The 24,315-nt window shown below is 64.9% G+C and carries 20 protein-coding genes; 9 read left to right on the plus strand and 11 right to left on the minus strand.

The genetic code is table 11. The annotated features are described in order from the left end of the window. Window positions 1-21 precede the first annotated feature (21 nt). Together K1X74_04800 and K1X74_04805 are read right to left on the minus strand one after the other, a co-directional pair. Window positions 22-597: a signal peptidase II gene (locus tag K1X74_04800; GenBank protein ID MBX7165646.1), complete on the minus strand. Its 576-nt coding sequence runs from the start codon at window positions 595-597 to the stop codon at window positions 22-24. Between the two features lie 147 nt (window positions 598-744). After that, window positions 745-1,116, minus strand: coding sequence for a TraR/DksA family transcriptional regulator (locus K1X74_04805; protein ID MBX7165647.1), 372 nt, complete (start codon window positions 1,114-1,116; stop codon window positions 745-747). A 239-nt stretch (window positions 1,117-1,355) separates the two neighbouring features. Between K1X74_04805 and thrC the strand changes: the two genes are divergently transcribed. From thrC to K1X74_04820, 3 genes are all read left to right on the plus strand, one after another. Further along, entirely contained in the window at window positions 1,356-2,804 is a 1,449-nt protein-coding gene (gene thrC, locus K1X74_04810; GenBank protein MBX7165648.1) for a threonine synthase, read from the plus strand. Between the two features lie 137 nt (window positions 2,805-2,941). Continuing rightward, complete coding sequence (gene dapB, locus K1X74_04815; protein MBX7165649.1) at window positions 2,942-3,706, plus strand: 4-hydroxy-tetrahydrodipicolinate reductase; 765 nt, start codon at window positions 2,942-2,944, stop codon at window positions 3,704-3,706. A 16-nt stretch (window positions 3,707-3,722) separates the two neighbouring features. Next, window positions 3,723-4,091 carry a hypothetical protein gene (locus K1X74_04820; protein MBX7165650.1) on the plus strand — a complete coding sequence of 123 codons (369 nt, stop codon included), beginning with the start codon at window positions 3,723-3,725 and terminating at the stop codon, window positions 4,089-4,091. A gap of 17 nt (window positions 4,092-4,108) precedes the next feature. On the opposite strand, the gene K1X74_04825 is transcribed toward K1X74_04820, so the two are convergent. The 3 genes from K1X74_04825 to K1X74_04835 form a co-directional block, all read right to left on the minus strand. Next, window positions 4,109-5,158, minus strand: a complete 1,050-nt coding sequence (locus K1X74_04825) for an ROK family protein (protein MBX7165651.1) — start codon at window positions 5,156-5,158, stop codon at window positions 4,109-4,111. 30 nt (window positions 5,159-5,188) lie between these two features. Beyond that, complete coding sequence (locus K1X74_04830) at window positions 5,189-5,821, minus strand: SIS domain-containing protein (GenBank protein MBX7165652.1); 633 nt, start codon at window positions 5,819-5,821, stop codon at window positions 5,189-5,191. Between the two features lie 330 nt (window positions 5,822-6,151). Next, entirely contained in the window at window positions 6,152-7,570 is a 1,419-nt protein-coding gene (locus tag K1X74_04835; GenBank protein MBX7165653.1) for a serine hydrolase, read from the minus strand. Window positions 7,571-7,740: 170 nt separating this feature from the next. Here K1X74_04835 and K1X74_04840 point away from each other — a divergent pair, with 170 nt between their 5' ends. From K1X74_04840 to K1X74_04850, 3 genes are all read left to right on the plus strand, one after another. Then, window positions 7,741-8,145 (plus strand): hypothetical protein, encoded by a 405-nt coding sequence (locus K1X74_04840; protein ID MBX7165654.1) that lies wholly within the window; start codon window positions 7,741-7,743, stop codon window positions 8,143-8,145. Beyond that, window positions 8,145-8,600 carry a hypothetical protein gene (locus tag K1X74_04845; protein MBX7165655.1) on the plus strand — a complete coding sequence of 152 codons (456 nt, stop codon included), beginning with the start codon at window positions 8,145-8,147 and terminating at the stop codon, window positions 8,598-8,600. The genes K1X74_04840 and K1X74_04845 overlap by 1 nt, the downstream gene beginning before the upstream one ends. Before the next feature lie 819 nt (window positions 8,601-9,419). Beyond that, complete coding sequence (locus K1X74_04850; GenBank protein ID MBX7165656.1) at window positions 9,420-10,193, plus strand: hypothetical protein; 774 nt, start codon at window positions 9,420-9,422, stop codon at window positions 10,191-10,193. A gap of 18 nt (window positions 10,194-10,211) precedes the next feature. Here K1X74_04850 and K1X74_04855 read toward each other — a convergent pair whose 3' ends face one another. The 3 genes from K1X74_04855 to thiC form a co-directional block, all read right to left on the minus strand. Further along, window positions 10,212-10,784, minus strand: coding sequence for a hypothetical protein (locus K1X74_04855; protein ID MBX7165657.1), 573 nt, complete (start codon window positions 10,782-10,784; stop codon window positions 10,212-10,214). Window positions 10,785-11,646: 862 nt separating this feature from the next. Continuing rightward, the gene (locus K1X74_04860; GenBank protein ID MBX7165658.1) at window positions 11,647-13,536 is read right to left on the minus strand and encodes an MFS transporter; all 1,890 of its coding nucleotides are present in this window, start codon (window positions 13,534-13,536) and stop codon (window positions 11,647-11,649) included. A gap of 152 nt (window positions 13,537-13,688) precedes the next feature. Continuing rightward, on the minus strand, window positions 13,689-15,011 hold the full coding sequence (thiC, locus tag K1X74_04865; GenBank protein ID MBX7165659.1) for a phosphomethylpyrimidine synthase ThiC: 1,323 nt from the start codon (window positions 15,009-15,011) through the stop codon (window positions 13,689-13,691). 144 nt (window positions 15,012-15,155) lie between these two features. Here thiC and K1X74_04870 point away from each other — a divergent pair, with 144 nt between their 5' ends. Further along, entirely contained in the window at window positions 15,156-15,335 is a 180-nt protein-coding gene (locus K1X74_04870) for a PEP-CTERM sorting domain-containing protein (protein MBX7165660.1), read from the plus strand. Window positions 15,336-15,399: 64 nt separating this feature from the next. On the opposite strand, the gene K1X74_04875 is transcribed toward K1X74_04870, so the two are convergent. The 3 genes from K1X74_04875 to metH form a co-directional block, all read right to left on the minus strand. After that, entirely contained in the window at window positions 15,400-16,686 is a 1,287-nt protein-coding gene (locus K1X74_04875) for a c-type cytochrome (protein ID MBX7165661.1), read from the minus strand. Between the two features lie 145 nt (window positions 16,687-16,831). Continuing rightward, window positions 16,832-17,734 carry an FkbM family methyltransferase gene (locus tag K1X74_04880; protein MBX7165662.1) on the minus strand — a complete coding sequence of 301 codons (903 nt, stop codon included), beginning with the start codon at window positions 17,732-17,734 and terminating at the stop codon, window positions 16,832-16,834. Window positions 17,735-17,766: 32 nt separating this feature from the next. Next, window positions 17,767-21,480: a methionine synthase gene (gene metH, locus K1X74_04885; protein ID MBX7165663.1), complete on the minus strand. Its 3,714-nt coding sequence runs from the start codon at window positions 21,478-21,480 to the stop codon at window positions 17,767-17,769. A 282-nt stretch (window positions 21,481-21,762) separates the two neighbouring features. Between metH and K1X74_04890 the strand changes: the two genes are divergently transcribed. Continuing rightward, the gene (locus K1X74_04890; GenBank protein ID MBX7165664.1) at window positions 21,763-23,259 is read left to right on the plus strand and encodes a hypothetical protein; all 1,497 of its coding nucleotides are present in this window, start codon (window positions 21,763-21,765) and stop codon (window positions 23,257-23,259) included. Beyond that, window positions 23,256-24,311 carry a hypothetical protein gene (locus K1X74_04895; GenBank protein MBX7165665.1) on the plus strand — a complete coding sequence of 352 codons (1,056 nt, stop codon included), beginning with the start codon at window positions 23,256-23,258 and terminating at the stop codon, window positions 24,309-24,311. Before K1X74_04890 ends, K1X74_04895 begins: the two co-directional genes overlap by 4 nt. The last annotated feature ends 4 nt before the right edge of the window (window positions 24,312-24,315 follow it).

Here is a 24,315-nt window from a genome sequence, read left to right on the forward strand (position 1 = left end):
ACGCCCCCTCTACGGCGGGCGTCAATGTGCCGCAGTTGCGGGGCCAATCGCCGACTGCGGCACGCGTTCGCTACGGAAAGCAAACAGCATCAACAGACACGCGCCACCTACCAATAGGCTGTCGGCAATATTGAACACTGGAAAATCGAACCACTGCGGCACTTCGAAGTGAATCCAATCGCGTACTGCATAAACGGGTTCGCCCACGCGCCGCGGGGGAAAATGCCACATCAGCCCTGGGAAACCGAGCCGGTCATAGAGGTTTCCTAGCACCCCGCCGCAAACTCCTCCCAAGGCGATCGTCGGCAGCCAATCGCGCGCGTTACCGGCCCAGAACAGCCAGCCAACAATGCCGGCGACGGCCACCATCGACAGACAACTGAACAACGCGGCGCGACCTTGGCCCATTCCCCATAGGGCGCCTTCGTTGAGGTTTGTTTCCAGCTTCAGAATGTCGCCCACAATGGGGATGGGGTGGTGTGTGCCGGGCATCCCCAACCGCTGAAAGATCCAGTGCTTCGTGGCCAAATCGAGCGTCAAGCCGCCGACGGCCAGGAACAGGAACACGAACCATCGATTTCGCGGCACCGCTGGCATGGCAGAAGACCCTCCCTGGGCACAGGCAGCTCGCGCGGCCACGGGTCATTAAACAGCGGCGCCACCCCTGGCTGCAACGGCGCTCGAACTGTGGCCGTTGAGCCGTGAGCTGCTCAAGCCCCCCCGCGAAAGCAACGGGCGGCTACGCTACTGCCGCTCGGCTTTCGACGCGCATTTCACGCACAGCGACGTGTACGGGATGGCCTCGAGCCGAGCCTTGGGGATCTTCACCCCGCACTCGTCGCACTCGCCGTAAACGCCGTCTTCGATCCGCTCGAGAGCCTGCTCGATCTGCTCGAGCGTGACCCCTTCGGATTCCATCAGGCTCAGCGTGAACTCCTGCTCGAAGTTGTCGCTCCCCAGATCGGCCATATGAATCGGCATGGTCGACAAGTCACCGCTGCCTTCGCCGCGATTCTTTTTCAGCGCTGCATCGGCCAACTGATTGACGTCGCCACGCAGCCGCGCCCGCAGCGCCAACAGTCGTTCCTTGTAAACCTTGCTCTCGGCCTTCTTCATAAGTGCTTCTCCGGTAAGGCTCTTCGCTGCACGCTCCGTCCACGATGTGCAGAGACTTGTGATTTTAGGTGCCGCCGAAACGGGTGTCAATTTACTGCAAGCGCAGCTTCTCGATTTGTCGCGCAAGTTCCTGGCGAATTGTGCCGGTGCCGCCCTGCATGCTGCGCCGCCGGGCGGCGAATCGGGCTTTCCCTTGAAGCCTTCGCCGGGCGAAACGTAGACTGTTCCCAAGCGTCCAAATGCAATCGGCAAGCCGCCTTGTGCGGGGAGCAAGCACCATTTCCGTCGCGACCAAGACCGACTACGCGTTTCAGCGGTGCATTGCCCCGGGCTGCGGTGCCACCTATGGCGTCGAGGAAGTCCGCACGGCCTGCGCGAGTTGCGGCAACCTGCTCGACGTGGCCTACGATTGGGACCGCGTCGGGCCGCCGCGCGCGCTGCGCCAATTCGAGGACAAGTGGTCGCACCGCCACGACCCATTGGCGTTCAGCGGCGTCTGGCGATTTCACGACCTGCTGCCGTTCGCGCCGCGCGATTGCGTCGTCACGATCGGCGAAGGGCAGACTTTGTTGCACGCGGCCGACCGCGTGGCCGAATATGTCGGCGTCTCCGCCGGCAACCTGTTCTTGCAGTACGAGGGCATGAACCCCTCGGGCAGCTTCAAAGACAACGGCATGTCCGCCGCGTTTACCCACGCGCGGTTAATCGGCGCAAATCGCGCTGCCTGTGCCTCGACCGGCAACACTAGCGCGTCGCTTGCCTTGTATTGCTCGGTGACCCGGCTGCTGCGGGCCTTGATCTTCGTGGGCACGGGCAAGATCGCTTACGGCAAGCTCTCGCAGGCGCTCGACTACGGCGCCCTGACCGTTCAGATCGCCGGCGATTTCGACGACGCCATGAACCGCGTGCAAGAAGTCTCGCGCGAGCTGGGCATCTACCTGGTCAACAGCGTCAACCCGTTCCGGCTCGAGGGACAGAAGACGATCATGTACCGGGTGCTCGAGGCGCTGCGCTGGGAAGTGCCCGATTGGATCGTCGTGCCCGGCGGAAATCTCGGCAACTCGAGCGCGTTCGGCAAAGCGTTCGCCGAGCTCAAAGAACTGGGACTCATCGATCGCATTCCGCGGCTGGCGATCATCAACGCGGCCGGGGCCAACACGCTCTACGAGCTGTACGAGGCGCGCAAGCTGCGCTGGAACGGCGGCGCGCCCGACATGTCGATCGCCTGCAACTACTACGACGAACTCGACCGGCAGAAGCGCCGCGCCGACACGATCGCCAGCGCCATCGAAATCAATCGGCCCGTCAACCTCAACAAGGCCCTGCGCGCGCTCGAAGTCTGCGACGGCGTGGTCCGGATGGCGACCGATCAAGAAATCATGGACGCCAAGGCCCAGGTCGGCGCCGGCGGGCTGGGCTGCGAGCCGGCCAGCGCGGCGAGCGTGGCGGGGGCCCGGGCGCTGCGCCAAGAGGGCGTGATCGGCGCGAACGAGCGCGTCGTTTGCATCCTGACCGGCCATCAGCTCAAGGACCCCACCGCGACCGTCGCCTACCATACGACCGACCAGGCCAAGTTCAACGAAGTGCTCGGCAGCCGAGGCGTCAAACGGGCAGCTTTCGCCAATCGCGCCGTGGCCGTATCGAACGACCTCGACGAAATCATCAAGGCCATCAAGCTCTACAGCTGACCGCGCATACGGATCGCGCGCGGGCAATTCGCTCGCGCTTTGCTCCCTCCGGTCGCTGCCATTGTTCGTTGTCAGGAGAGTTTGCTTTGAACGTTGCCAATCCTTCGCGCGTAGTCATTCATGGAGCCGGTGGACGGATGGGACTCCGGCTGGTGGCGCTGGGGGCCGCCGACCCCGGCCTGCGGATCGTCGCCGCCTTGGAACATGCGGCGCATCCGAAGCTCGGCACGGACGCCGGCACGTTGGCCGGCGCCGGCAACCTGCAGCTCCCGCTCAGCGCCGCAACCACGGCCGAGGCCGACGTGATGATCGACTTTTCCACGCCCGAGGGCGCCGAGCGCGCGCTCGAACTGGCCCGCCGGCATCGCTGGCCGTTGGTGCTGGCGACCACAGGGCTCGAGCCGGCAACGGTCGAGCAGCTCAAGCTGACGGCGCGCGAAATTCCGCTGCTCTGGTCGCCCAACACCAGCCTGGCGGTCAACGTCGCGATGCTGCTCACCTCGACCGCGGCGCGCGCGCTGCGCGGCAACCCCGCCGGCGTCGACGTCGAAATCATCGAAAGGCATCACCGCTTCAAGGAAGACTCACCCAGCGGCACTGCGCTGCGGTTCGGGCAGCTCGTGGCCGCCGAGATGGGACAATCGCACAGCCAGCACGGACGCGAAGGCCGCCCGGGAGCACGGCCCCGCAACGAGATCGGCTATCACGCCGTGCGAATCGGCGACAACCCCGGCGAACACACGATCGTGTTTGGCCTGCTCGGCGAGACGCTGGAAGTGACCGTCAAGGCGACGAGCCGCGACTGCTATGCCCACGGCGCGCTGGCGGCCGCCAAATGGCTGGTCGGTCGTCCACCCGGACAGTACACAATGAACGACGTCCTCGGCCTGACCGCCGGTTGACTCGACGCGCGCAATCATGGCCAAGTGCGAGACCGGCTATCTCTGTGATGTCTGCGGCGAAGACGTCGGTCGGATCACCGAGAGCGATTTGTATCTTCGCTACGTGATCGGCCTCGTCGATCCCGAGACCCTGCACACGTCGGCCGAGCGACACATTCGCTGCAACCCGACGCTCGCGCAGTTTATCGTGCACGACAAGTTCGCGCCTGTCACGATCGACGGCCCGCTCGACAAGCGCACCCTCGATCCGGAGTTCGTGCGACAACGCGAGGAACTGGTCACCCGCGGCTGGGTGCGGTTGGCCGAGCTGGCCCGCCAGCGACCGCCGATCATCGAATACCCGCTGCCTGAAGTGCGCCAGCGCTGGAACCAGCGACTGGTCTGACGCGCCGCCGTTGCGCGTCAGCCGGTAGAGTCGGGCTCGACGGCCGAGTGTGCCGCCAGCGCCAGCGCGCCGAAGACCACCATTTCCTCGCCCAGGGCGGCCGGGCAGATCTCGTAGCTGTCGGCCAACGGCGGAAAGACATACCGCGCCACCTGCGCGCGAAGCGGTTCGAACAACAGCGTTTCGCCGGCCAACGACACTCCTCCGCCGATCACGATCTTTTCGGGCGAAACAAGCGTGATGACCTGGGCAATCGCCCAGCCCAACGCCTGCCAGGCCCGCTGGAGAACCTCGAGGGCCAGTTCGTTGCCCTCGGCCGCCGCAGCCACCACGTGCCGCGCGGTGAGCTGTTCGAGCCGCCCGTCGCAGCGTTCCCACAAGTCGGCCGCGTGTTCCTCGGCCGCGGCCTCGGTTTCGATCAACCGCTGTCGCATGTGCTCCGGGCCTAACCGGCCGCCGCCGAGATGCGGGCTGAGCAGCCGGGTGGCCTCGGGCACCATGCGCTCGCGCGCAGCGGCGGCAATTCCCAGCCCGCTGGCCATCGACTCGACCGTTTCCTCGGGCCGATCCGCGAGCAATCCGGGACGCAGATGACCGATTTCGGCCGCCGCTCGGCCGTGTCCCTGGAACACGCGGCGGTCGACGATTAGCCCGCCGCCGATGCCGGTGCCGATCGTCACATAGAACACGGGATTCGCCCCCTGCCCCGCGCCGAGCGACGCTTCGGCCAGGCCCGCCAGGTCGGCATCATTCCCGATCCATGCGGGCAACCCGAACGTCTTGCCGCACCACTCGACCAGCGGAAACTCGTCCCAGCCTTCGATGTGATGGCTCGTAATCACGCGCCCAGAGCGTGCGTCGACCGGTCCACCAAAGCCGATGCCAATCCCGCGAACCGGATACCGCGCCAGCAGCGGCTCTGCGGCGGCGGCGATTTCGCGCAAGATGCCTGTGGCACCGGCGGCGGGCGAGACGTCGCGGCGCTCAAGCGCGAGCAATTCTGCCGACCGGCCCGAGCCGATTCCGAGCTGCAGCTTCGTGCCGCCGATCTCAATGCCCAGAAACATGCCCGGTTCCGCACTCGTGGCCGCAAAACGTCAGCGAGCGACGGCCGCGTGGCCGTTCTTGGCGTGCCGACCTTCGTGATTGATGCGGGCAAAGACGTCGTTGAGCACCCAGTGGAAAATGCACAGGTGGATGCTCTCGACCATCCCCATGTCGTCCAACTCGACGTGGAGCCCGTCGTGCTGCATCTGCTTGAGCTTGCCGCCACCGAAGCCGGTCAACCCGAATGTCTTCAGCCCGTGGCGGTTGGCCCAATCGACCGCGGCCAGCACGTTGGGGCTATTGCCCGAACCGCTGATAGCGATGACCAGGTCGCCGGCGCGACCGTAGTTCATCAACTGCTGCACGAATATCTGGTCGTAACCGACGTCGTTGCCGACGGCCAGGATCCAGCCCAGGTTGTCGGTCAGGCTCATCACCTTGAGCCGCTTCTTCGATTCGTCTTTCAGATCGCATTCGCGCAGCGAGCTCTTGCCCAGGTCCTCGCTCATGTGCGTGGCCGTCGTGCCCGAGCCGCCGTTGCCGAAGATGTAGACGAAGCGGTCTTGTTCCCAGGCCTCGTACAGCCGGTCGGCCATGCGAGCGATGGCCCCCTGATCGACCCGGGCGATTTCCTGGTTCAGACGATCGAGATACGCGGGCAATTCGAGCTTTGCGCCAAGCATGGACCGAGCGAAGCCTCCTCGTGCGGACGAGTCACCGGGCCCACGGCACATCGCGCGCGGGCCCCTTGCCGTCAGTGTACAAGCCCGGCCGGATTCCGGCCATCGGCGTGCCACCCGGCGCGGAGTATGGCTTCGGCGCAGCCCAGGCGTGGCCGCGCGGAAGTCTGCAAAGCTGGGCCACGTGGCACCTGCATGGACTGGCAAGTTGCGACTTAATCATCCGTCGCGCGCCACGGCATTGTCCGTAGCTGCCCGCTGGTTGAAACGAATCGGACCCTGCGGGCCGTGGAAACACGGAGCCTCGCATCACCCCCCGAGCACCCTATCTTCCTAATCCTTGGAGGGGGCTTGAGCGTAGCGTTTCATCAATTCCTGGATTGCCTCGCCGCACGCCGAGAGGCCGGAACTCTCGCCGGTGTTGGTGCAGGCGACGGCCGCGAAATCCCTTTCCGGGAGCAGCCAGATCAAGGCCTGCGAATTCGTGTTACTGCCGCCATGAAACAGCGCGCGCCCCAGCGCACTGTCGAGCACAATCCACCCGCAACCGTACTTTCCACGCTCCGCCGGAGCGTCGACTTTCCCGACGTGCAGGTGCTCAACGTTCTCTTGTTGGGACAACAGCGGGGCAGGCTCGTGCTTCAAATGCCATTGGGCATAGCGCGCGTAATCGGCAATCGAAAGATGAACCGTTCCGCAGGCAGCGTATACCGATGGGTTCTCTGCGCCCGCGATCCGGGGATCGATCGGACTTCCATCAGCAACATGCCCCCACAGCAACGGTGGTTTCAATTCCTTCGCAAGAGCCAGCGTACGAAAATCGGCCGTGTCCATTGTAAGCGGCTGGAACACGTGTCGGCGCATCAGGTTCTCAAAGCTGTCGCCGCCTTTGGTTTCCAACATCGCAGCCGCGACAACGTAGCCGAGGTTGGAGTAGTGGTAACTGCCGCGAGGGTGTTGCGGCTTGATCGCGAGAATCAATCCCAGCATTCTGCGACGTTCAAGCTGTGGGCTGGCCTGCTCCTCAAAGAACGAAAGCCACTCGTCTGCCTTGATGGTCTGGAAGTCTTTCAGGTCGGAAGCCAGACCGCTTTGGTGCGACAGCAATTCATCGAGCGTTACGTCGCGGAGAGCAGCATGAAGATGCTTCTCTCCGGCGCGCGACCACACCTGGCCGATCGTCGTGTCCCAGCCGATCTTGCCAGCCTCGACAAGCACTGCCGCCAGAGTGGCCGTCATGGACTTCGTGCACGAGCCGAGCGGGTGGCGATCCGACAGCTCGACGCTCTCGTCCGTCCTACGCTTGCGAACACCGCTGCATTGCATTGTGACCGTGCCTGCAGAGCGAACGACCGCGATGGTGAGCGAAGGAACCTTATGCTTGCGGCAGACGTCCGCCAGCATTTCCTGGAGCCCAGCATCCTGGGACGCCGGCTCCACGGCAAAGCCGCAGCTCGGCAATAAGAGGATCGCGAGGACAGCCAGGACCATCGCGACCGTTCGTGCAACTACTGCGCATCGATCCACAAGGACATTGCCCACGAAAGAAGGCAAACAGATGTTACAAACCAGGCTCATCTGCGCGGCCGTCGCAGCCGAGCCGCCGTTGCCGCAGATGCAAACACAGCGGTCTTGTTCCCAGGCCCCGAACAGCCGCTCGGCCATGCGGGCAATGACCCCCAGATCGAGTCGGGCGATTTCCTGGTTCCGGCGATCGAGACCCGCGGGCAATTCGAGCGTTGCGCCAAGCATGGACCGAGCGAAGCCTCTTCGTGCGGTTGAACCATCGGCCCACGGCACGTCGCGCGCGGCCCCGTTGCTTGCAGCGTACCTGTTCCGCCGGACCGCAGCCATTCGCGGGCTGGTTTCACCTCGGCTACAATTGCTGGGCGAACGGACCGAGTAATGAGGGGAACAAGGGCATGCCCTCCGGCTTGTCGGTCGAGATTCAGCTCTACCTCGCTGGACTGGCGATCGCGTTCGCGGCGCCGCTGTTCGTGTTCTGGCTGCTCGCCCCGTCGCTCGCGCATTTTCTCCGCGCGATATTTGCCCAGCCCGAGGTGGAACGGTTTTGGAAGCGGTTGACGATCATCGTCTTCGTCGCCGCGTCGGTGTCGTCGGGCATCGCCTACCATCCCGACGCTTCGGCGAATAGTGACCTGGCCGTGCTGACGTGGAGTTTTGCCGACCAGGTCAAGCAGACCCTCGACAACTTGCTCTGGGCCATGTTGGCCATTTTCTTGCCGCTCCTGCTCGCCTACATGGTCCTGTACGCGGGCCGCCGAGCGGTCGCGCCGACGCAGGGAACGCTCGAAGGCGAACGCTAATGCCGACGTTTCTGGGATTCTATTTGTTCGCCTTGCTCGGCACGTGTGTCGTTGCCGCGGTCCTCTACTTCTCGATCGGCGAACAAGCGGGGCAGTTTGCTCGTTCTCTGTTCGGCACCGAACGCGGCACGGCCCTGGCGCGTTCGTTTCGCCTCATGCTCGTGATCAGTTGCCTGATCGGCGGCCTGTCGACCCAATGGTACGGATGCCGCGGCTACTCCGATTACGAAGCCGTGGCGCAAGACCGTCGCTTGATGCTACAAAAGACCACGGAGCAGATCGCCAGCGCCGTCACCTATGGCGTCAAGTATCTGTTGGGTGCCGGGGCCGTGGGCACGCTGATGTTTGCCGTCTTACGACGTCGTCACGCAGCAGCATCCGCGGCAACGTCCAGTGACTGCTCCTCTCGCGCCCACACGACAGCCGCGCCTCGCCAGCCCGATCGAATCGAGTGAGGCAACAAACGCCCAGGCGAGTTTGTGAGACTCGTCAAGGGCCCGCTTCCTAACGTCGCCGGCATTGCGTCGCAGCGTGGATCGCACGCGGGTGTGGAGAGCAGCGAACCCAACCTACCGCACCGCGGCGGCCGCCAGGCCCCGAATCAACCCTCCACCCCTACGTCCGATCGAAAAAGTCGCCATTTGGTTTCTGGCAACTTTTTCTCTGTGGCCCCCGTACGACGATCTGACCACCGGCACGCGGAACACATCGGGCAATTGCTGAACGCAGGCGGCGTGTGTCGGTTCTTCAATCGCCAGCAGCGAGGCTGCACGATCAGCCTAATGGCGAGGCAGCCGCTTGCTTGAACGTCCCCCGATTGCCTCGTCCCAAGTGTCCATTGACGGACACCTGCACTCTGGAGCGATTTGGACAGCGACTCCGCGCAACCCGGGTCCATTTCGTGGCCCAGTTTGTCCCGCTTAGTGCGCTGGGGCGCAACAACTATCGGTACCGTAGTTTCGGACACGTCTGTTGGCGTTATCGGGACAATTTGCGATGCCTGAAATTCTCTCGGCGACGCCGCAGGTATAATAAAGAAGATTCCCCTACCGCTTGTGATCCCCCTATAGCCCCATTCGGGGACGCCGATCCAAGGGTTGGGCCCGCCTGCCGGAAACCCGGAACGCCTGTCGCGGCAATTCGTTGCGCGATAGGTCCCTGTCCACAGGTCCGGCCGCTCATCAACTGAGTTAGAGCGCCCTGGAGCGCTGCGCAATGAGGAAATGGGGCCAGGCCGGAGTTGTCGCGAGGGATTCAGCTCAGGAGCTCCGCACATGTCATCCGTCAGTACCAGTGCCGGCTACAAATTCGCACTGTCGGCGCAAATGGTTCCGCTTCCGGCTGTCGAAACGGACAGCGAACGCAATGCGGCCCTCCAACGTGGCCGTCAATTGCGCGAGGCGATCTGGAAGGCCCTCTTGGCCGAGCGCGAGAGGAGCGAAGTTTCAGACGGTGACTCGTTCTGGAAAGAAAACGTCAAGGACGTCTGGAAGCCGTTGCTCCAGCCGGGGGCGTCGATCCGGTATGTCGGCGATAACGGCCCCGATCTGGTGTTGAAGAATACGGCTGGCTTGCTGAGTCTGACGGGTGCAGATCTTGGCTACCGGTTTGCGGAAGTTCGCGGGCTGCTGTACGCCACCGTAACGACCGTGTTGCTCCACTGCGACCCGGGTCGGCCGGAGATTTCAGGCAGCAGCAACTCGCTGGGTTACCACAAGACAGAGGCTCTCCCGCGAACCATGTGGGCCCAGCGGGGGCCAAACCATGCCAAGGCGTTTGGGACACTCCTGTTGGCGTGGGCCAAACGAAACCAGGCCCTTCGGCAGGAGCTCGACCGAAACGTTTTGGATGGCACAGCATCATATGCGGATCATGCGGAAGCACTCGGCATGATCTTCGTTTGGGAGCTTGTGGAGCGCGACCCGGACGAAGTCGCCGGCAAGCTACAGACCCTGATGATTCGACAAGGCGAGTACATCGGGGTGCTGCGCGATTCGACTACCGCTGCGCGTTGGGTCTGGGAAGCGGCGCAGTACCTGGCAAGGTAAAAAGGCCACGGCCAGGGCCTATTTCGCCTTCCGCCGCGCTCGCGGGACCACATACACCTGGGGTCCACCCGCAATTGCGATGTTCTTCAAGATGGCCGTGACGGCCTTCTCCGTGGCCTGCTGTGCCGTGGGGATGATCTCACCGGCCAGATTCCGGACCGGTTCGCCTTCCGCCAAGTCCTGTTTCAAGCAGGCAATAATTTCGGGGTCTTCCGAGGCGGCTTCCAAGTCGCGGATGCGGATCGGACTGCCCTGGTGGACACTCGGGTCCAACACGAGTTGCCAACGGGGACTGTAGATGGTGGCCAGGATTTCCGTCATGGGTTGTGCTCCCACGCCGTCGGGGCGCTGCAGGGTGGAATGCGAATCCAACGACGTAAGCAGCGTGCGGCAGCGTTGTTGAAGGTCCACCAGCAGGCGGTCCATGTCGCTGGCCTGGAGGGACAGTATTGCTTCGGCGATTTCGCGTGCCTCGTTGAGCTGCGAATCGGTTTTGCCGGTTGTAGGGCAGGGGTAAAGCAAGGTCACCGCAGGCGAAAGTGAAACAGTCCCGAGTCTGGTCATATTGTACACAGCTCCGGTGAACGACATGTAAATCCCAGATGGGGATCGAAGACTGACGGTCAGTCTCGTCCTCGGATGCAAGATCGTCAAGCTCGTTGCTGGTCGCTGCCCTGGCACAGCGACCGACCGACACTCGATGGGACCGGAAGAGAAGCGTTGATTAGCTGGCGAAGGAGTCGTAACCCATCAGCAAATCGACATATTTTGGTGGGCGCAGTCGCAAAAAACGTCGGTGCTCCCAAGCACTACGCGAATGGCGTGCCGCAGGTTCAATCGGAGCCGCTACGCATCTGCAGCAGGCGCCGGCTACATCTCCTTGTCGCAGCGCATTAGCCACTCGGGTGTGCGCAAAGTATAGGAACTCACTTGCCACTTGGGACACAAGAACCGGCGAGGTCGTTCGCACGCTGCGCGGACTCGACGAAGCTCACGGTTTGGGCGGGGCCTGCTAGGACGTTGAGCCGCGCAAAGGCCAAAAAAATCTATGGCCGTGTTCTTCTTGACCCACGCCACGAACTACCCAGGGTGGACCCATCGTAAGGGTGCGTCAGGATTGCCGGCAGGTCCGACCAGCCCACAGCCATGACACCGCCGGGCAGCGTGCGGACCTGCACCGGCGGGCCGTCGTCGTAGGACTCCGCGGCGACCTGGGCATAGAGGACAGAAAAGGTGTCAGGGCGCAGAAAGATCCAGAATCCACTCGCTGCCGCGCATAGCGCGGCTGGCTTCGCATCGACAGGCTGCACCTGGCACTTATTTGACCTGTCTGCCAGGGTTCGCTCAAGCGATTGCAATTGCCCGGGAAGGGAGCCGGTAAAGCCGGGGGCCCGCGGGTCGGTTTTCGATGCCGCGCGCGCTCGCCGACGGGAGGCTATGCCACTTGCGGCGCCTATCCCGCTGCGGCCGCTTCGCGCTTGCCGCGCTCGACGTTGACGAACAGCGACAGGCTCAGGCCGATGAAGAAGAAGACCAGCAGGCTCAAAATGGCCAGCCGCGCGCTGTGCGTCGCCAGCACGATGCCGCCGTAGACCAGGTTGCCCATCCAACTCGTGGCCTTGCCCGAGAGGTTGAAGAAACCGAAGAACTCGGCCGTGTGCTGGGGCGGGGTCATCACGCCCATCATGGCCCGCGCCACGCTTTGTGTGCCGCCCATCACGGCCGAGAGCACGGCTGCCATGATCCAGAAGTGCAGCTTGGTCGTGACGAACCACGCCGCGACGAGCAGGCCGACCCAGATCAACAGCGTGCCGATCAGCGCGCGTTTTTGGCCGATCTTGTCGCTCAACCAGCCAACGACCAGCGCCCCCGGCAGCGCCAACACCTGCACCATCAGCACCAGCAGAATCAGGTCGAACAGGCCGAAGCCCAATTCGCTCGTGGCAAATGCCGACGCCTGGTTGATGACGGTGACCATGCCGTCGTTGTAGAAGAGAAAGCCGATCAGGAAGATGGCCAGCGTGCGATAGACCATCACGCTGCGCAGGGTCTGGCCGACCTTGCTCACCGCGCCCCGCGCGGCCGAGAGAAACCCGACGCGCTGCCCGGGCACGCCCGCGTCGCGGAGAAACAGCAGCGTTGGAATGCTGAACAAGGCCCACCACGCACCGAGAATGAACAGTCCCACGCGCAGCCTCGGCGGCACCACGGCGTCGTCGCCGCTCACCTCGCCGGCGGTCCAACCGAAGCTGACCTGATTGGGATGCGAGGCCAGGCCTTCCTTGGAAGGCGTCATGCGTCCGTCGGCCTTCAAATCCCAGGCGCGAAACGCATCGACCCGGCTGGCCCAGATGTAGCCGCCCATGGCCGGCGAGCCGTAGGTGCCGAAATCGAACAGCAGCTCGACCGCACGGGCCCCTTCGCTGCCGCGCGTTTGCGAGCGAATCTCCAGCGCGTTGATGGTCGCCAGCGGATCGCTGCCGCCGAGATCTTTGAGCCCGACGTTCAAACGCCCGTCGCGCACGCCGATCGAATAGTCGACTTCGGCAAACTTGTCGGCCGTGCTGTCCAGCGGGCCAAAGGCCTGGTCTTCGAGCGTGATTTGCATCTGATCGCGGCTGCGGGCCGCATCACCCAGCACAACGTGGACGTCGTACGTATCGGGCGGCAAAGCGACCTCAAAGGTCGCGTCGGCCGAGGCGTTGTAGTCCTCGCGCAGCACGTCGGCCTTGGGCAGCGGCAGCACGCTGCGGTCGAGCATTACGCCCAGGGCCAGCACCAGCGCCAAGGCACCACCGATGTAGCCCAGCCCGAACCCCTGTGCCGACACGCGGTTGATCGTCTCGTCGGTCGTGATTTCGGGCAGGAAACCGTTGTAGGGTCCCAGCGACAGCTCGAACATCAAGCTGGAGAGGAAAAACAGGATCGTAAAGGTCCAGGCAAAACTGTGCGGCAGCAGGCCGGGCAGCGCGATGGCCGCGGCCCCCAACATGGCCGTCCAGATCAACCATCGCCGCTTGGCCGCTCGGGCATCGGCCACGGCCCCGACCAAGGGGGACAAGAACGCCGCCAACAGCATCGAACCGCCGATCACCCAGGCATAGGCCGTCTCGCCCAGGTCGGTCGGCGAGATCTCGCCCCCCAGGCGCCCATTGAGCCAGGCGGCCGTATCGACCGCGGCGGGGCTATCGGCGCACCAGACGACGCGCGTCGTGTAGAGCATGACGATCGTGATGAGCAGCGTCGAAAACGCGCTGCTCGACCAGTCGTACATGCTCCATGCCCAGACCTCGCGGCGCGTCCCCTCGCGGCGGACGTTCGACGTCGTGTCAGCAGTGGCCATGCGACGCTCGCGAGTTCGCAGAGGGTGGCTCGTGGGAGGGGGCGCCGACGGCGCGACCGCCATCCATCACGACGCTTTCCTGCGTCCGCGCGATTATTGCGCAACGTGGCCGCGCAAACAAGCTCGATCGCCGAGCTGGTGGACCGGCCGTGTCAGCCGGCGGGCAACTCGACCAACGGCCGCTCGGCATGCATCTTGCGGATATCTTCGGAAATCCGCATCGAACAGAACTTTGGCCCGCACATGCTGCAGAAATGCGCGCTCTTGAACGTGTCCTGGGGCAATGTTTCGTCATGCATCGACCGTGCCCGTTCGGGATCGAGCGCCAGGCGGAACTGTTCGTTCCAGTCGAACTCGAACCGGGCCTTGCTCAGGGCATCGTCGCGCTGGCGCGCTCCGGCGCGACCGCGCGCCACGTCAGCCGCGTGGGCCGCGATCTTGTAGGCGATCACCCCTTCGCGCACGTCGTTCGCGTCGGGCAGGCCCAGGTGCTCCTTGGGGGTGACATAGCACAACATGGCCGCGCCGGCCCAGCCGGCCAGGGCGCCACCGATGGCGCTGGTGATGTGGTCGTATCCTGGGGCAATATCGGTAACCAACGGGCCGAGCACATAGAAGGGAGCGCCGTGGCAGACCTCAATCTGGCGCTCGACGTTCATGGCGATCTGATTCATCGGCACGTGGCCGGGCCCCTCGACCATCACCTGGCAGCCGCGCGCCCAGCCCCGTTCGACCAGCTCGCCCAGCGTTTCGAGCTCGGCGAACTGAGCCTTGTCGCTGGCATCCGCCAGGCAGCCGGGGCGCAATCCGTCGCCCAAGCTCCAGGTGACGTCGTATTGGCGCATGATGTCGCACAAGTCTTCGAAATGCGTATAGAGCGGGTTCTGCTGGCGATGGGCCATCATCCATTTGGCCATCAGCGAGCCGCCGCGGCTGACGATGCCGGTGATCCGGCCAAGCGTCAGGGGCAGATGCTCGAGCAGCACGCCACAGTGGATCGTCATATAGTCGACGCCCTGCTGCGCCTGGTGCTCGACCATGTCCAGGAACATCTGCGGCGTCATGTCCTCGATGTCGCGAAGCTGCTGCACGACCTGGTAGATGGGCACCGTACCGATCGGCACCGGCGAGGCGTCGATGATCGCCTGGCGAATCGCGTCGATGTCCTTGCCCGTCGACAGGTCCATCACCGTGTCAGCGCCGAAGTGCACCGCGACGTGCAGCTTTTCGAGTTCGCCTTCGCGATTGCTCGTCACGGCCGAATTGCCGATGTTGGCGTTGATCTTCGTCTTCGCCGCGACGCCGATGCACATCGGCTCGAGCCGCTTGCCGAGGTGCCGGACGTTGGCCGGAATCACCATCCGGCCCGCCGCGACTTCGGCGCGAATCGTTTCGGCCGGCAAGTCCTCGCGACTCGCGACATATTCCATCTGGGACGTGATCGTGCCCGCTCGGGCGGCTTCAAACTGCGTCATGGAGAGATCGATCTTCCGTGCAAGGAGAGGCGGCAAGACGTCTGCCAGCAACAAGTTGGGAGCGACGTGCACAAGGCCCGGTGCCCTGTGCGATCAATCCTATCGGTGAGCCCGGGGCTGTCAAACCGCGGAAGTTGAGCGGCCGTGGCGATCGCACCTCAACTCTCGGCGATCGAAGTGCTCCTGTCGGCCGACCTCGTGGCCACGGGCCAGGTGCGCATCGTGCCCGAGCCGAGCAGCATGACGCTCGCCTTGTTGGGCTTCGGAGCGCTCGGCGGCTGGCTGCTGGCGCGTGCGCGCCGCACCGGCCGCGCCGAGCCGTAAAAAAACCCACGGGCCTGGACGACCCGTGGGTTCGAAGGATCACGTTTTGGCGCTCGAAGGCCGCTTACAGCGTCTTCAAGTATTCCAGTACGGCGCGTTTTTCTTCCTCGTTGAGCTTATCGGGGAAGGTGTGGCCGCCGGCGCTCTTGGCGAACATACCGGTGTCGAAGTAGGTCCGCTTCTTGACCGGCGTGTTGGCCTCGGACGGCATCTCGGTGAACTCGGTCACCTCGAGCCCGACGCGCTCACGGTCGTAGCCATCTTCGGTGCGCTGCCAGACCTTGGGCCGCTGGTCGGGGTGCATCAGGTGCCACAAGGTCGGCACCGAGCCGTTGTGGAAATACGGCGCCGAAGCCCAGATGCCGTCGAGCGGCTGAGCCACGTATCCACCCGGATCGTGGATCGACTTCTTCTCGCCGTAGTTCGAGAACCAGCTCAGCTCGTACGAGGCCCGCATCTCGGGCGTGAGCGAATCGAGCCGCGCACGATCGGTCCCGACGACGTCAAGCGGCACGATTTCGCCGGGCCATTGGCCGTCCTTGCCGTAGGTGCCGTGGCAATCGGCGCACGTCTTGTTGAATAACATTTCGCCTTGCTTGGCCAGGGCCTCGTCGATCTCGAACGGATACTTGGGAGCCTCGATGTGCTGCACCCAATCGTAGATTTCCTTGAACGCGGCTTCCGACTTGTGGAACATCTCGGGCCCGTTCGAGGGCACCATCATGAACTGCATCAGGGCCCGGTGCCCCTTGCCGGCAAAGCCGTCGGCGTAGAGGAATTCCTTGCGCTTCACGTGCCACCACGGGGGCGCGTCGTGGTCGTTGTGCACCAGCTTGGGCATCGGATTCTCAGGATGGAAGTTCAAATCCGGGTCCCGAAACGCAGCCAGGGCCACGCCGAAGATAATCGCATTGGTCGTGCCGTTCGACTTGCCGAGGGGCACCATGAGCCCCGTCACCTCGACCGGCGAAACCTCGCGGCCGAGCAGTTTCTTGGTCTTGTACGTTTCGTGCGAGAGCGTCTCGAGCGCGATGTGCGTGTTCGGAACGCCGGCGATCACCTTGCCGGCCACCTTGCCGCCGTGGCACAGCAAGCAATTGCTCGACCAACCACCTTGGCCGTCGTCGGCATATTGCATCGGAATGCCACCTTCGCGACCCGGCGCGTCCATCAGGCCGTAGCGCGAGAGCGTCATGCGTCGACGCTCGGCAGCCGTGGCCTTTTCGGCCTCGGTACGCGCGGGCTCTTCCCACACCTTCCACATGTTGTCGAAGAGTTCTTGATCGAGGCTTGCCGGCACGAATGCCTGCTCGATCAAGATGCGGTAGCCGCGCTGTTGTTCGAGCGGCATCCCAGGATCGAGGTCTGCTGCGACCACCGTCGCGCCACAACCAAAAAGCACAATGAAGAGCGCACACTTGCGGACGCTTACCATCGGTGAGGTCTCCGTTTAGGTGCGATTAACACAGCCTGGCGCTGCGCGATTTATTAGCTGGCTAATCTTCGGTCAGTATACCCTGGTCAACCTCCCGCTCAACAGAGATATCTGTCTGCCCGGTTTGGGGTCCCAGCGCCGGCGCGACCCCGATCCGGGCGGAGAATAACCGTCGCTGGCCGTCGAAATGCTCGGCAATTTCGAACCGCCGGGCGGCGAGCCATTGCCGGAGCCGGCGAGCACAATCGCCCCCCTGGGGCCCGCTGCCGTGCACCTCGATCAGCAACCGCGGCGGCGCGGGTCCGGTCAATAGGCGTTCGGCCCCGGTAAGCACCTCGAGTTCGGCCCCTTCCACATCGAGCTTGATCCAGTCGACGTGCGCGATGCCCAACTCCTCGAGCAGGGCATCGAGCGCGCGCACGCACACCGGCTCTCCCCGGCCGGAGGCGTCGTTCGCTGCGGCCAACTGCGCCGTCGAAGTCTCGCGCTCGGAGCGCAGCAGCCCGAGCCCATCGGCGGCCCCCAGGGCAACCGGCACGCAGGTAATCCCCGGAGCGCCGTTGAGACGCACGTTGGTTTCCAGCAGCGCGAAGTTCTCGGGGTGCGGCTCGATCGCCACCACGCGCCCCCGAGGCCCCACGGCCCGCGCCAGCTCGAGCGTGTGCCGCCCGATGAATGCACCGGCGTCGATGGCCGTCGCGCCCCGCGGCGGCAATTGTGCGCGCACCACCGGTTCATAATCGGGCGAGGCCGTGAGCAGATCGTCGTACGAGAACACGCGGACGCGCATGCGCAGGCCATCGACCGCCAGCGTCCAGCGCATGCGGTTCAGGCCCGGCACCAGGCGCGCCGCTTTCCAGGTCGACAACAGCACGCGCAGCGCGCCGCGCAACAGCCACCCGTTGCGGGCGCGCGATTTGACAGCCGCCAGGAGACTCGCCGCGCCGCGCGTCCGTGCGCCCATCGGATGTTCCTTGAACTGGAGCGAGTGGCCGCTCAGCCGGTGCCGGGCTCGTAGCCCAGGTTCGGAGCGAGCCAGCGTTCGACTTCGGCGAGGCTCATACCCTTACGCCGCGCGTAGGCCTCGACCTGGTCGCGCGTCACGCGATCGACGGCAAAGTAGCGCGCCTCGGGATGACCGAAGTAGAGCCCGCTGACGCTGGCCGCCGGGTACATGGCGAAATTCTCGGTCAGCACGATACCGGTCGCGTCTTCGGCACCGAGCAGATCGAACAGCGTCCGCTTTTCCGTGTGGTCGGGACAGGCGGGGTAGCCGGGCGCCGGGCGGATGCCGCGATATTCCTCGGCAATCAACTGGTCGTTGGTCAGGCGTTCGTCGCGGCCATATCCCCAGTCGCCGCGGGCAATCTGGTGCAGACGTTCGGCAAACGCCTCGGCCAGGCGATCGGCCAGCGCCTTGACGAGAATGGCGTGGTAGTCGTCGTGATCGGCCTCGAAGCGCCGCACGAGCTCGTCGCAGCCGATCCCCGCGGTGACGGCGAATGCCCCGAGGTAATCTTGCCGCCCGCTGTCGAACGGCGCGATGAAATCGGCCAGCGCGTAGAACGTCTCCTGCCCCTTGCGCTGCCACTGCTGCCGGAGCGTGTGAAACCGCTTCAGCTCGTGCCGCCGGGCCTCGTCCTGGTAGACGACGATATCGTCGCCGTCGGAGGCCGCCGGCCAGAAGCCGTAGACGCCCCGCGCGCGAAGCAGCCGTTCGCGGACGATCTGGTCGAGCAGCGCCAAGGCATCCTGGTGCAGCCGCGTCGCTTCGGCGCCATAGGTCGCGTCGCTCAGGATCGCCGGATACTTGCCCTTGAGCTCCCAGGCCATGAAGAAGGGTGACCAATCGATGTAGTCGACCAATTCGGCCAACGGGAAGTCGTCGAGCACCCGGCGGCCGATCGACGCCGGGCGGTCGATGCGCACCTCGGACCAGTCGGTTTGGAAGCGGCCCGCTACGGCCGTCGCATAGGGCACCAGGTTGGTCGTCTGCCGGGCGCGGTACGACTCGACGAGCTGCGACTGTTCGGTGCGAACCAGGTTGAGGTAGTGGTCGCGGGCGTGGGGATTGAGCAACTGCTCCACGACGCCGACGCTGCGCGAAGCGTCGAGCACGTGAACCGTCGCGTGGTGATATGCCGGCGCGATCTTGACGGCCGTGTGCTTGGCGCTGGTCGTGGCTCCGCCGATCAACAAGGGCACCTGAAAGCCCTGCCGCTGCATCTCGCGCGCCACGTGCACCATCTCGTCCAGGCTGGGCGTGATCAGGCCGGACAGGCCGATAATGTCGGCGCCATGCTGGACGGCCGCTTCCAGGATCTTTTCGCACGAGACCATCACGCCCAGGTCGACGATCTGGTAGTTGTTGCAGGCCAGCACCACGCCGACGATGTTCTTGCCGATGTCGTGGACGTCGCCTTTGACCGTGGCCAACAGGATCGTCCCCCGCACCTGGGCGGCCGCGCCCGAGGCCTGCTTTTCAGCCTCCATGAAAGGCAACAAATAGGCCACGGCCTTCTTCATCACCCGGGCGCTCTTGACCACCTGGGGCAGGAACATCTTGCCGGCGCCGAACAAATCGCCGACGACGCTCATGCCGTCCATCAGCGGTCCTTCGATCACGTCGAGGCAGCGTGTCGACTTCTGCCGGGCCTCTTCGACGTCGCTCTCGATGTAGTTCGTGATGCCTTTGATCAGCGCGTGTGCCAGGCGCTTCTCGACCGGCTCGCTGCGCCAGGCGTCTTCGGTCGTGGCGGCCGTCTTGCCTTGCGACTTGACCGACTCGGCCAACTCGATCAGCCGCTCGGTCGCGTCGTCGCGGCGATTGAGCAGCACGTCCTCGACGCGCTCGCGCAGCTCGGCCGGGATCTCCTCGTACACGGCCAGCTGTCCCGCGTTGACGATGCCCATGTCGAGCCCGGCGGCAATGGCGTGATAGAGGAACACCGAGTGCATCGCCTCGCGGACGGCGTCGTTGCCGCGGAACGAGAACGAGATGTTGCTTACGCCGCCGGAGACCCGGGCACCCGGGCAGACTTGCTTGATCCGCCGCGTGGCCTCGAGAAAGGCGATGCAATAGTCGTTGTGTTCTTCGATGCCCGTGGCGACCGTCAGGATGTTGGGGTCGAAGATGATGTCTTCCGGGGGCATGCCCACCTGCTCGGTCAACAGGCGGTAGGCCCGCTGGCAAATGGCGACCTTGTGCTCGGCCGTGACCGCCTGGCCGGTTTCGTCGAAGGCCATTACGACGACCGCCGCGCCGTAGCGCCGTACCAGTCGGGCGACGCGCAAGAACGCCGCCTCGCCTTCCTTGAGGCTGATCGAGTTGACCACCGACTTGCCGGGCACGCATTTCAGCCCCGCCTCGATGACCGACCATTTCGAGCTGTCGATCATGATCGGCACGCGGGCGATGTCGGGCTCGGCGACGATCAGGTTCAAGAACCTCGACATGGCCTGTTCGCCGTCGAGCATGGCTTCGTCCATGTTGACGTCGAGCATGTTCGCGCCGCCCTCGACCTGCTGCCGCGCCACCTCGACCGCAGCGTCGTAATCGCCGGACAGCACCAGCCGGGCGAACTTGCGCGAACCCGTCACGTTGGTCCGTTCGCCGATCATGATGAAGTTCGTGTCGGGGCGCAGCGTCAACGTGTCGGTGCCGCAATAGCGCGTCATCGGCTTAAGCTTGGGCCGGCGTCGCGGCGTCTTGTCGTGCATCGTCCGCGCGATCGCCTCGATGAACGCCGGGGTCGTGCCGCAGCAACCGCCGACGATGTTCAACCAGCCGTTGTCGGCATACTCGCCCAAGATCCGGGCCATGTGCTCGGGCGTTTCGTCGTAGCCGCCAAAGCCGTTGGGCAGGCCCGCGTTCGGATGACAGCTCACATAGACCGGCGCGATGGCCGACAACTCCTCGAGGAACGGCCGCATCTTGTCGGCACCCAACGCGCAATTGAGCCCGACGCTCAACAAATCCATGTGCGAGATGCTGGTCCAGAACGCTTCGAGCGTCTGGCCGGCCATCGTCCGGCCGCTGCCTTCCTGAATGATGGTCACCGAGACCATGACCGGCACATGCACCTGGCGATCTTCGAAGAACTTTTCGATCGCGAACAGGCACGCCTTCATGTTGAGCGTGTCGAAACTGGTCTCGGGGAAGAGGATGTCGACGCCCCCTTCGACGAGCCCGTCGACCTGCTCGTAGTACGAATCGACCAGCTCGTCGAAGGTCACCCCGCGATGTGCCGGATCGTCGGTCTTCTGCGAGAGCGACGCCGTCTTGGTCGTAGGGCCGATCGACCCGGCGACAAACAGCGAGCGCGTGGGATCGATGGCCATCATCGCGTCGGCCGCACGCCGTGCGCAGGCCGCCGCTGCGACGTTCACCCGCCGCGCATGCCGCTCGAGCCCGAACTCTGCCATCGCGACCCGCGTGGCGCCGAAGCTGTTGGTCTCGACGATGTCGGCCCCCGCCGCGAAGTAGCGACGATGAATCTCCTCGATCGCCTCGGGCTGCGTCAGGCAGAGAATGTCGGGAAAGTTCTTGAAATCGGTGGGGTGGTTGGCGAACTCGGGCCCGCGAATGTCGGCGGGCGACAAATTCAGGGCCTGAATCATCGTGCCCATCCCGCCGTCGAGCACCAGAATCCGCTCGGCCAGCAGGCGTTCAAGCAGCAGTCGCGTATCGGGTCGGGCAACGATCGACATCGCCAGGAACTCCTCCATCTCCCTAAGGCTCGAGCGGGTACCACCCCCTCGACGCCCGACGGCCGCCGGGCGTTCGCTAGTATCTCAAAACGGCTCCCCGGAGACAAGAACCGAAAGTCAAACACGACATTGAGTTACGGCGATTTGCATTCGCGCCGCCCGGTTCTAGAGCCGGCTGCCGCACAATCCGCACATCCGCCTCAGGGCTCAAGACCGTCAACTTCGGCAGCCGATAATCCCGAGTGAGGGACCGTCCTGACTTGATGCGAGGTGCGATCGCGCATGGCTGCCAATCAACGCACCGCTCGAAACAACGCCGTGGCGAGCGAGCCGATCGATCGTCTTCCGGCCACGGCACTCGAGCAGGTGAAAATCGTGCTGCGGCTGCCGGACCTGGCCCCAGCGCCGCTGGCTGCGGCCTTGGCGGCGGCAGACCACGTCGCGCCGGCCACGGTCCAACCGCAATCGGCGCTTGCGGCCATGCCGCTCTCGGCAGACCCGTTCGCCAGCGCTGCGATCGACTCCTGGACGATCGATTTGCATGCCGTCGACCAGGCCCTGGCAACCACCTCCCTGCGCACGCTTGAACGTGCAGCGCACATCGAGCGGCCGCCCGCGGAAATCAGTTACCAGGCCCGGCCGGCGACAAGCGCGTCGCTGCCTCCTGCCCGTCGATCCCCGGTGCTTCCCGTCGATGCAGCCGCCACAGACGCCGTGTTCGAAGCCACGGCCGCGTCGGACCAGGCGTTGGCGATCGAAGTCGCCCAACAGGCGGCGCAAGTCGTTCGCCACTCGTTGCATCCCACGCGGGTCGCGCGGTTGCTGGCGTTGTTCGGCGGGTTTTCGTCGCTGCTGGTTCGTCCAGAGATCAAATTGGTCTTGGCCGTGGTCGGACTGGTGCGCGCGGCACGGCTGGCGCGCGCTAACGCCTCGGCCGGTTCCGCTACGATCGCTTCGACGTCTGCGCAGCCGGGGCTGCCGCGTATGATGCAGGCACTGGCGCAGCCCAACGCCCTGCTGGCCGCTGTCTTGGCGCTGGCGTGTGTCTTGCTCCTCGTCTTGCTCAACGGCGGCTCGGGCGAACCGGCTGCGGCGCCGGCAACGTCGCAGGTTGCAACCAAGCAGCCCGCGAAGGATGCGGCCGCTTGGAATTCACCGCTCACGGCGGCCGTGGTCGAACCGAACAAGCCAGACGCGCCGCCGTTTAAACCCGCCAATTCGGCGCTGTCTGCTCCGGCGCTGGCACAACCGTCTGCTGCCGGCAGCGACGTCGCTCCGCAAGCCACGCCGGACAGCCCGCCGCCACCGGCGCCCACGTCCACCGCGACAGCCGCATCCGCCCCGGCCCCCGTGAGCGCGTCGCCGATGCCGCCGCCGAACCAAGTGCGCCGATCGCCCACTGTGGGAACGAACCAGCCACTCAGCTTGGCCACCGTGGCCGACGCCCCACCGGCCGGGACTCAAGCGGCCGGCAATGCGCCGGCCGTCACCAATCGCGTCAAGGTGCACCCGCCGCGGCGCGTCACCGACTCGTTCGGCATGCCTGTCGAGCATTTGCCTCCGACCGAACCGAACGGGAAGCCGGCGCCTCCGCACATCGAACCGCCGCCCGGCGGGTTCGACCACCTCGGACCACAGACCGTTTATCCGGCCACGCAATCCCGGTCTCCCGAGTTGATGGCCCGCCGCTTGCCGCCGACGACAACGATCGTGCGCACGCCCCCGGTGGCGGCACCGGGTGCAAAACTTCAAGGCGTCATCCAGGCGGTGAATCCATGAGCACGGCCCGACGTTCGAGCCCGACCCCCGGCGCGACGCCTGGGGCAACTGCCGGCGAATCAACCGTGCCGCGTCGCGGGCCAGCACGGCCGCGAGCGACGCGCTATGCCCCGCCGCCCGATGCGGAATCGGCCCCGCCCAAAGCCCCCGAGAGCGGCCTAAGGCACGATACGGCCCACGCAAGCGTGCTCAAGCCCGCGGCGGCCTTCGTGGCCAGTTCCAGCCGGCCGACGCTGCCGAGCAACTTGTTCCAACAGTCCGGCTCGACCGTCGACACCTCGGACGCGTTGCCCGACGAACCCTGGACGACCACGGCGCTCGATACGGCCCGCGTCGAAGATCTCGGCTGGTTGCAAGACCTGAACCGCGCGGCGGCCGGCCTGGTGAAACAAACCGCTCTTTGGGAACCGGCGCTCGAAGTGCCTGCGTTCGCCTGGCCCAGCGCGGTCATCGAATTGCTCGCGATGGTCCAGCGGGACATGTCCGACCAACTTGCGGCGAGCGACGCACTGGCGGACACGCGGCGGGCCATCTTCGTCGCCGGCGGCGGGCAGGGCGCCGGCGCGACGACCGTCGCCTTGTGTCTGGCACGCACGGCAATCGCTGCCGGCGAGCGGGTCGTGCTCGTCGATGCCGACCTTTCCGATCCGAGCCTGGCGATCCGGTTGGGCCTGCAAGCCTCGACCAGTTGGACGGCGACGCTGGTTGCGGAACTGCCGCCGGGCGAGGCGTTGGTCGAATCGCTCGGCGATCGCGCCGTGCTCGCACCGCTGGCTGGCGCCGTGGCCCGCACGGAACAAATCCTGGGGCACGCGGCGCTCCCCCGTTTCTGGCGCGAGCTGGTCGATCGATTCGACCGCGTGATTGTCGATGTCGGATCGCTGTCGCGTGGCGCGCAAGTGGCTGGTCTGATCGGTCTGCAACCCGCCGAACTGCTGTTCGTACAGGACACGCGCCGGCCGGCGGCCCCCGAGCTGAACCAGGCGTTGCGCTGCTTCCCGAATCTCCAGGCCTGTCGTTGCGGTGTCGTGCAGAACTTCGTGCGCGGCTGACGCG

Source organism: Pirellulales bacterium, from assembly GCA_019694435.1.
Lineage (GTDB): Bacteria > Planctomycetota > Planctomycetia > Pirellulales > JAEUIK01 > JAIBBZ01.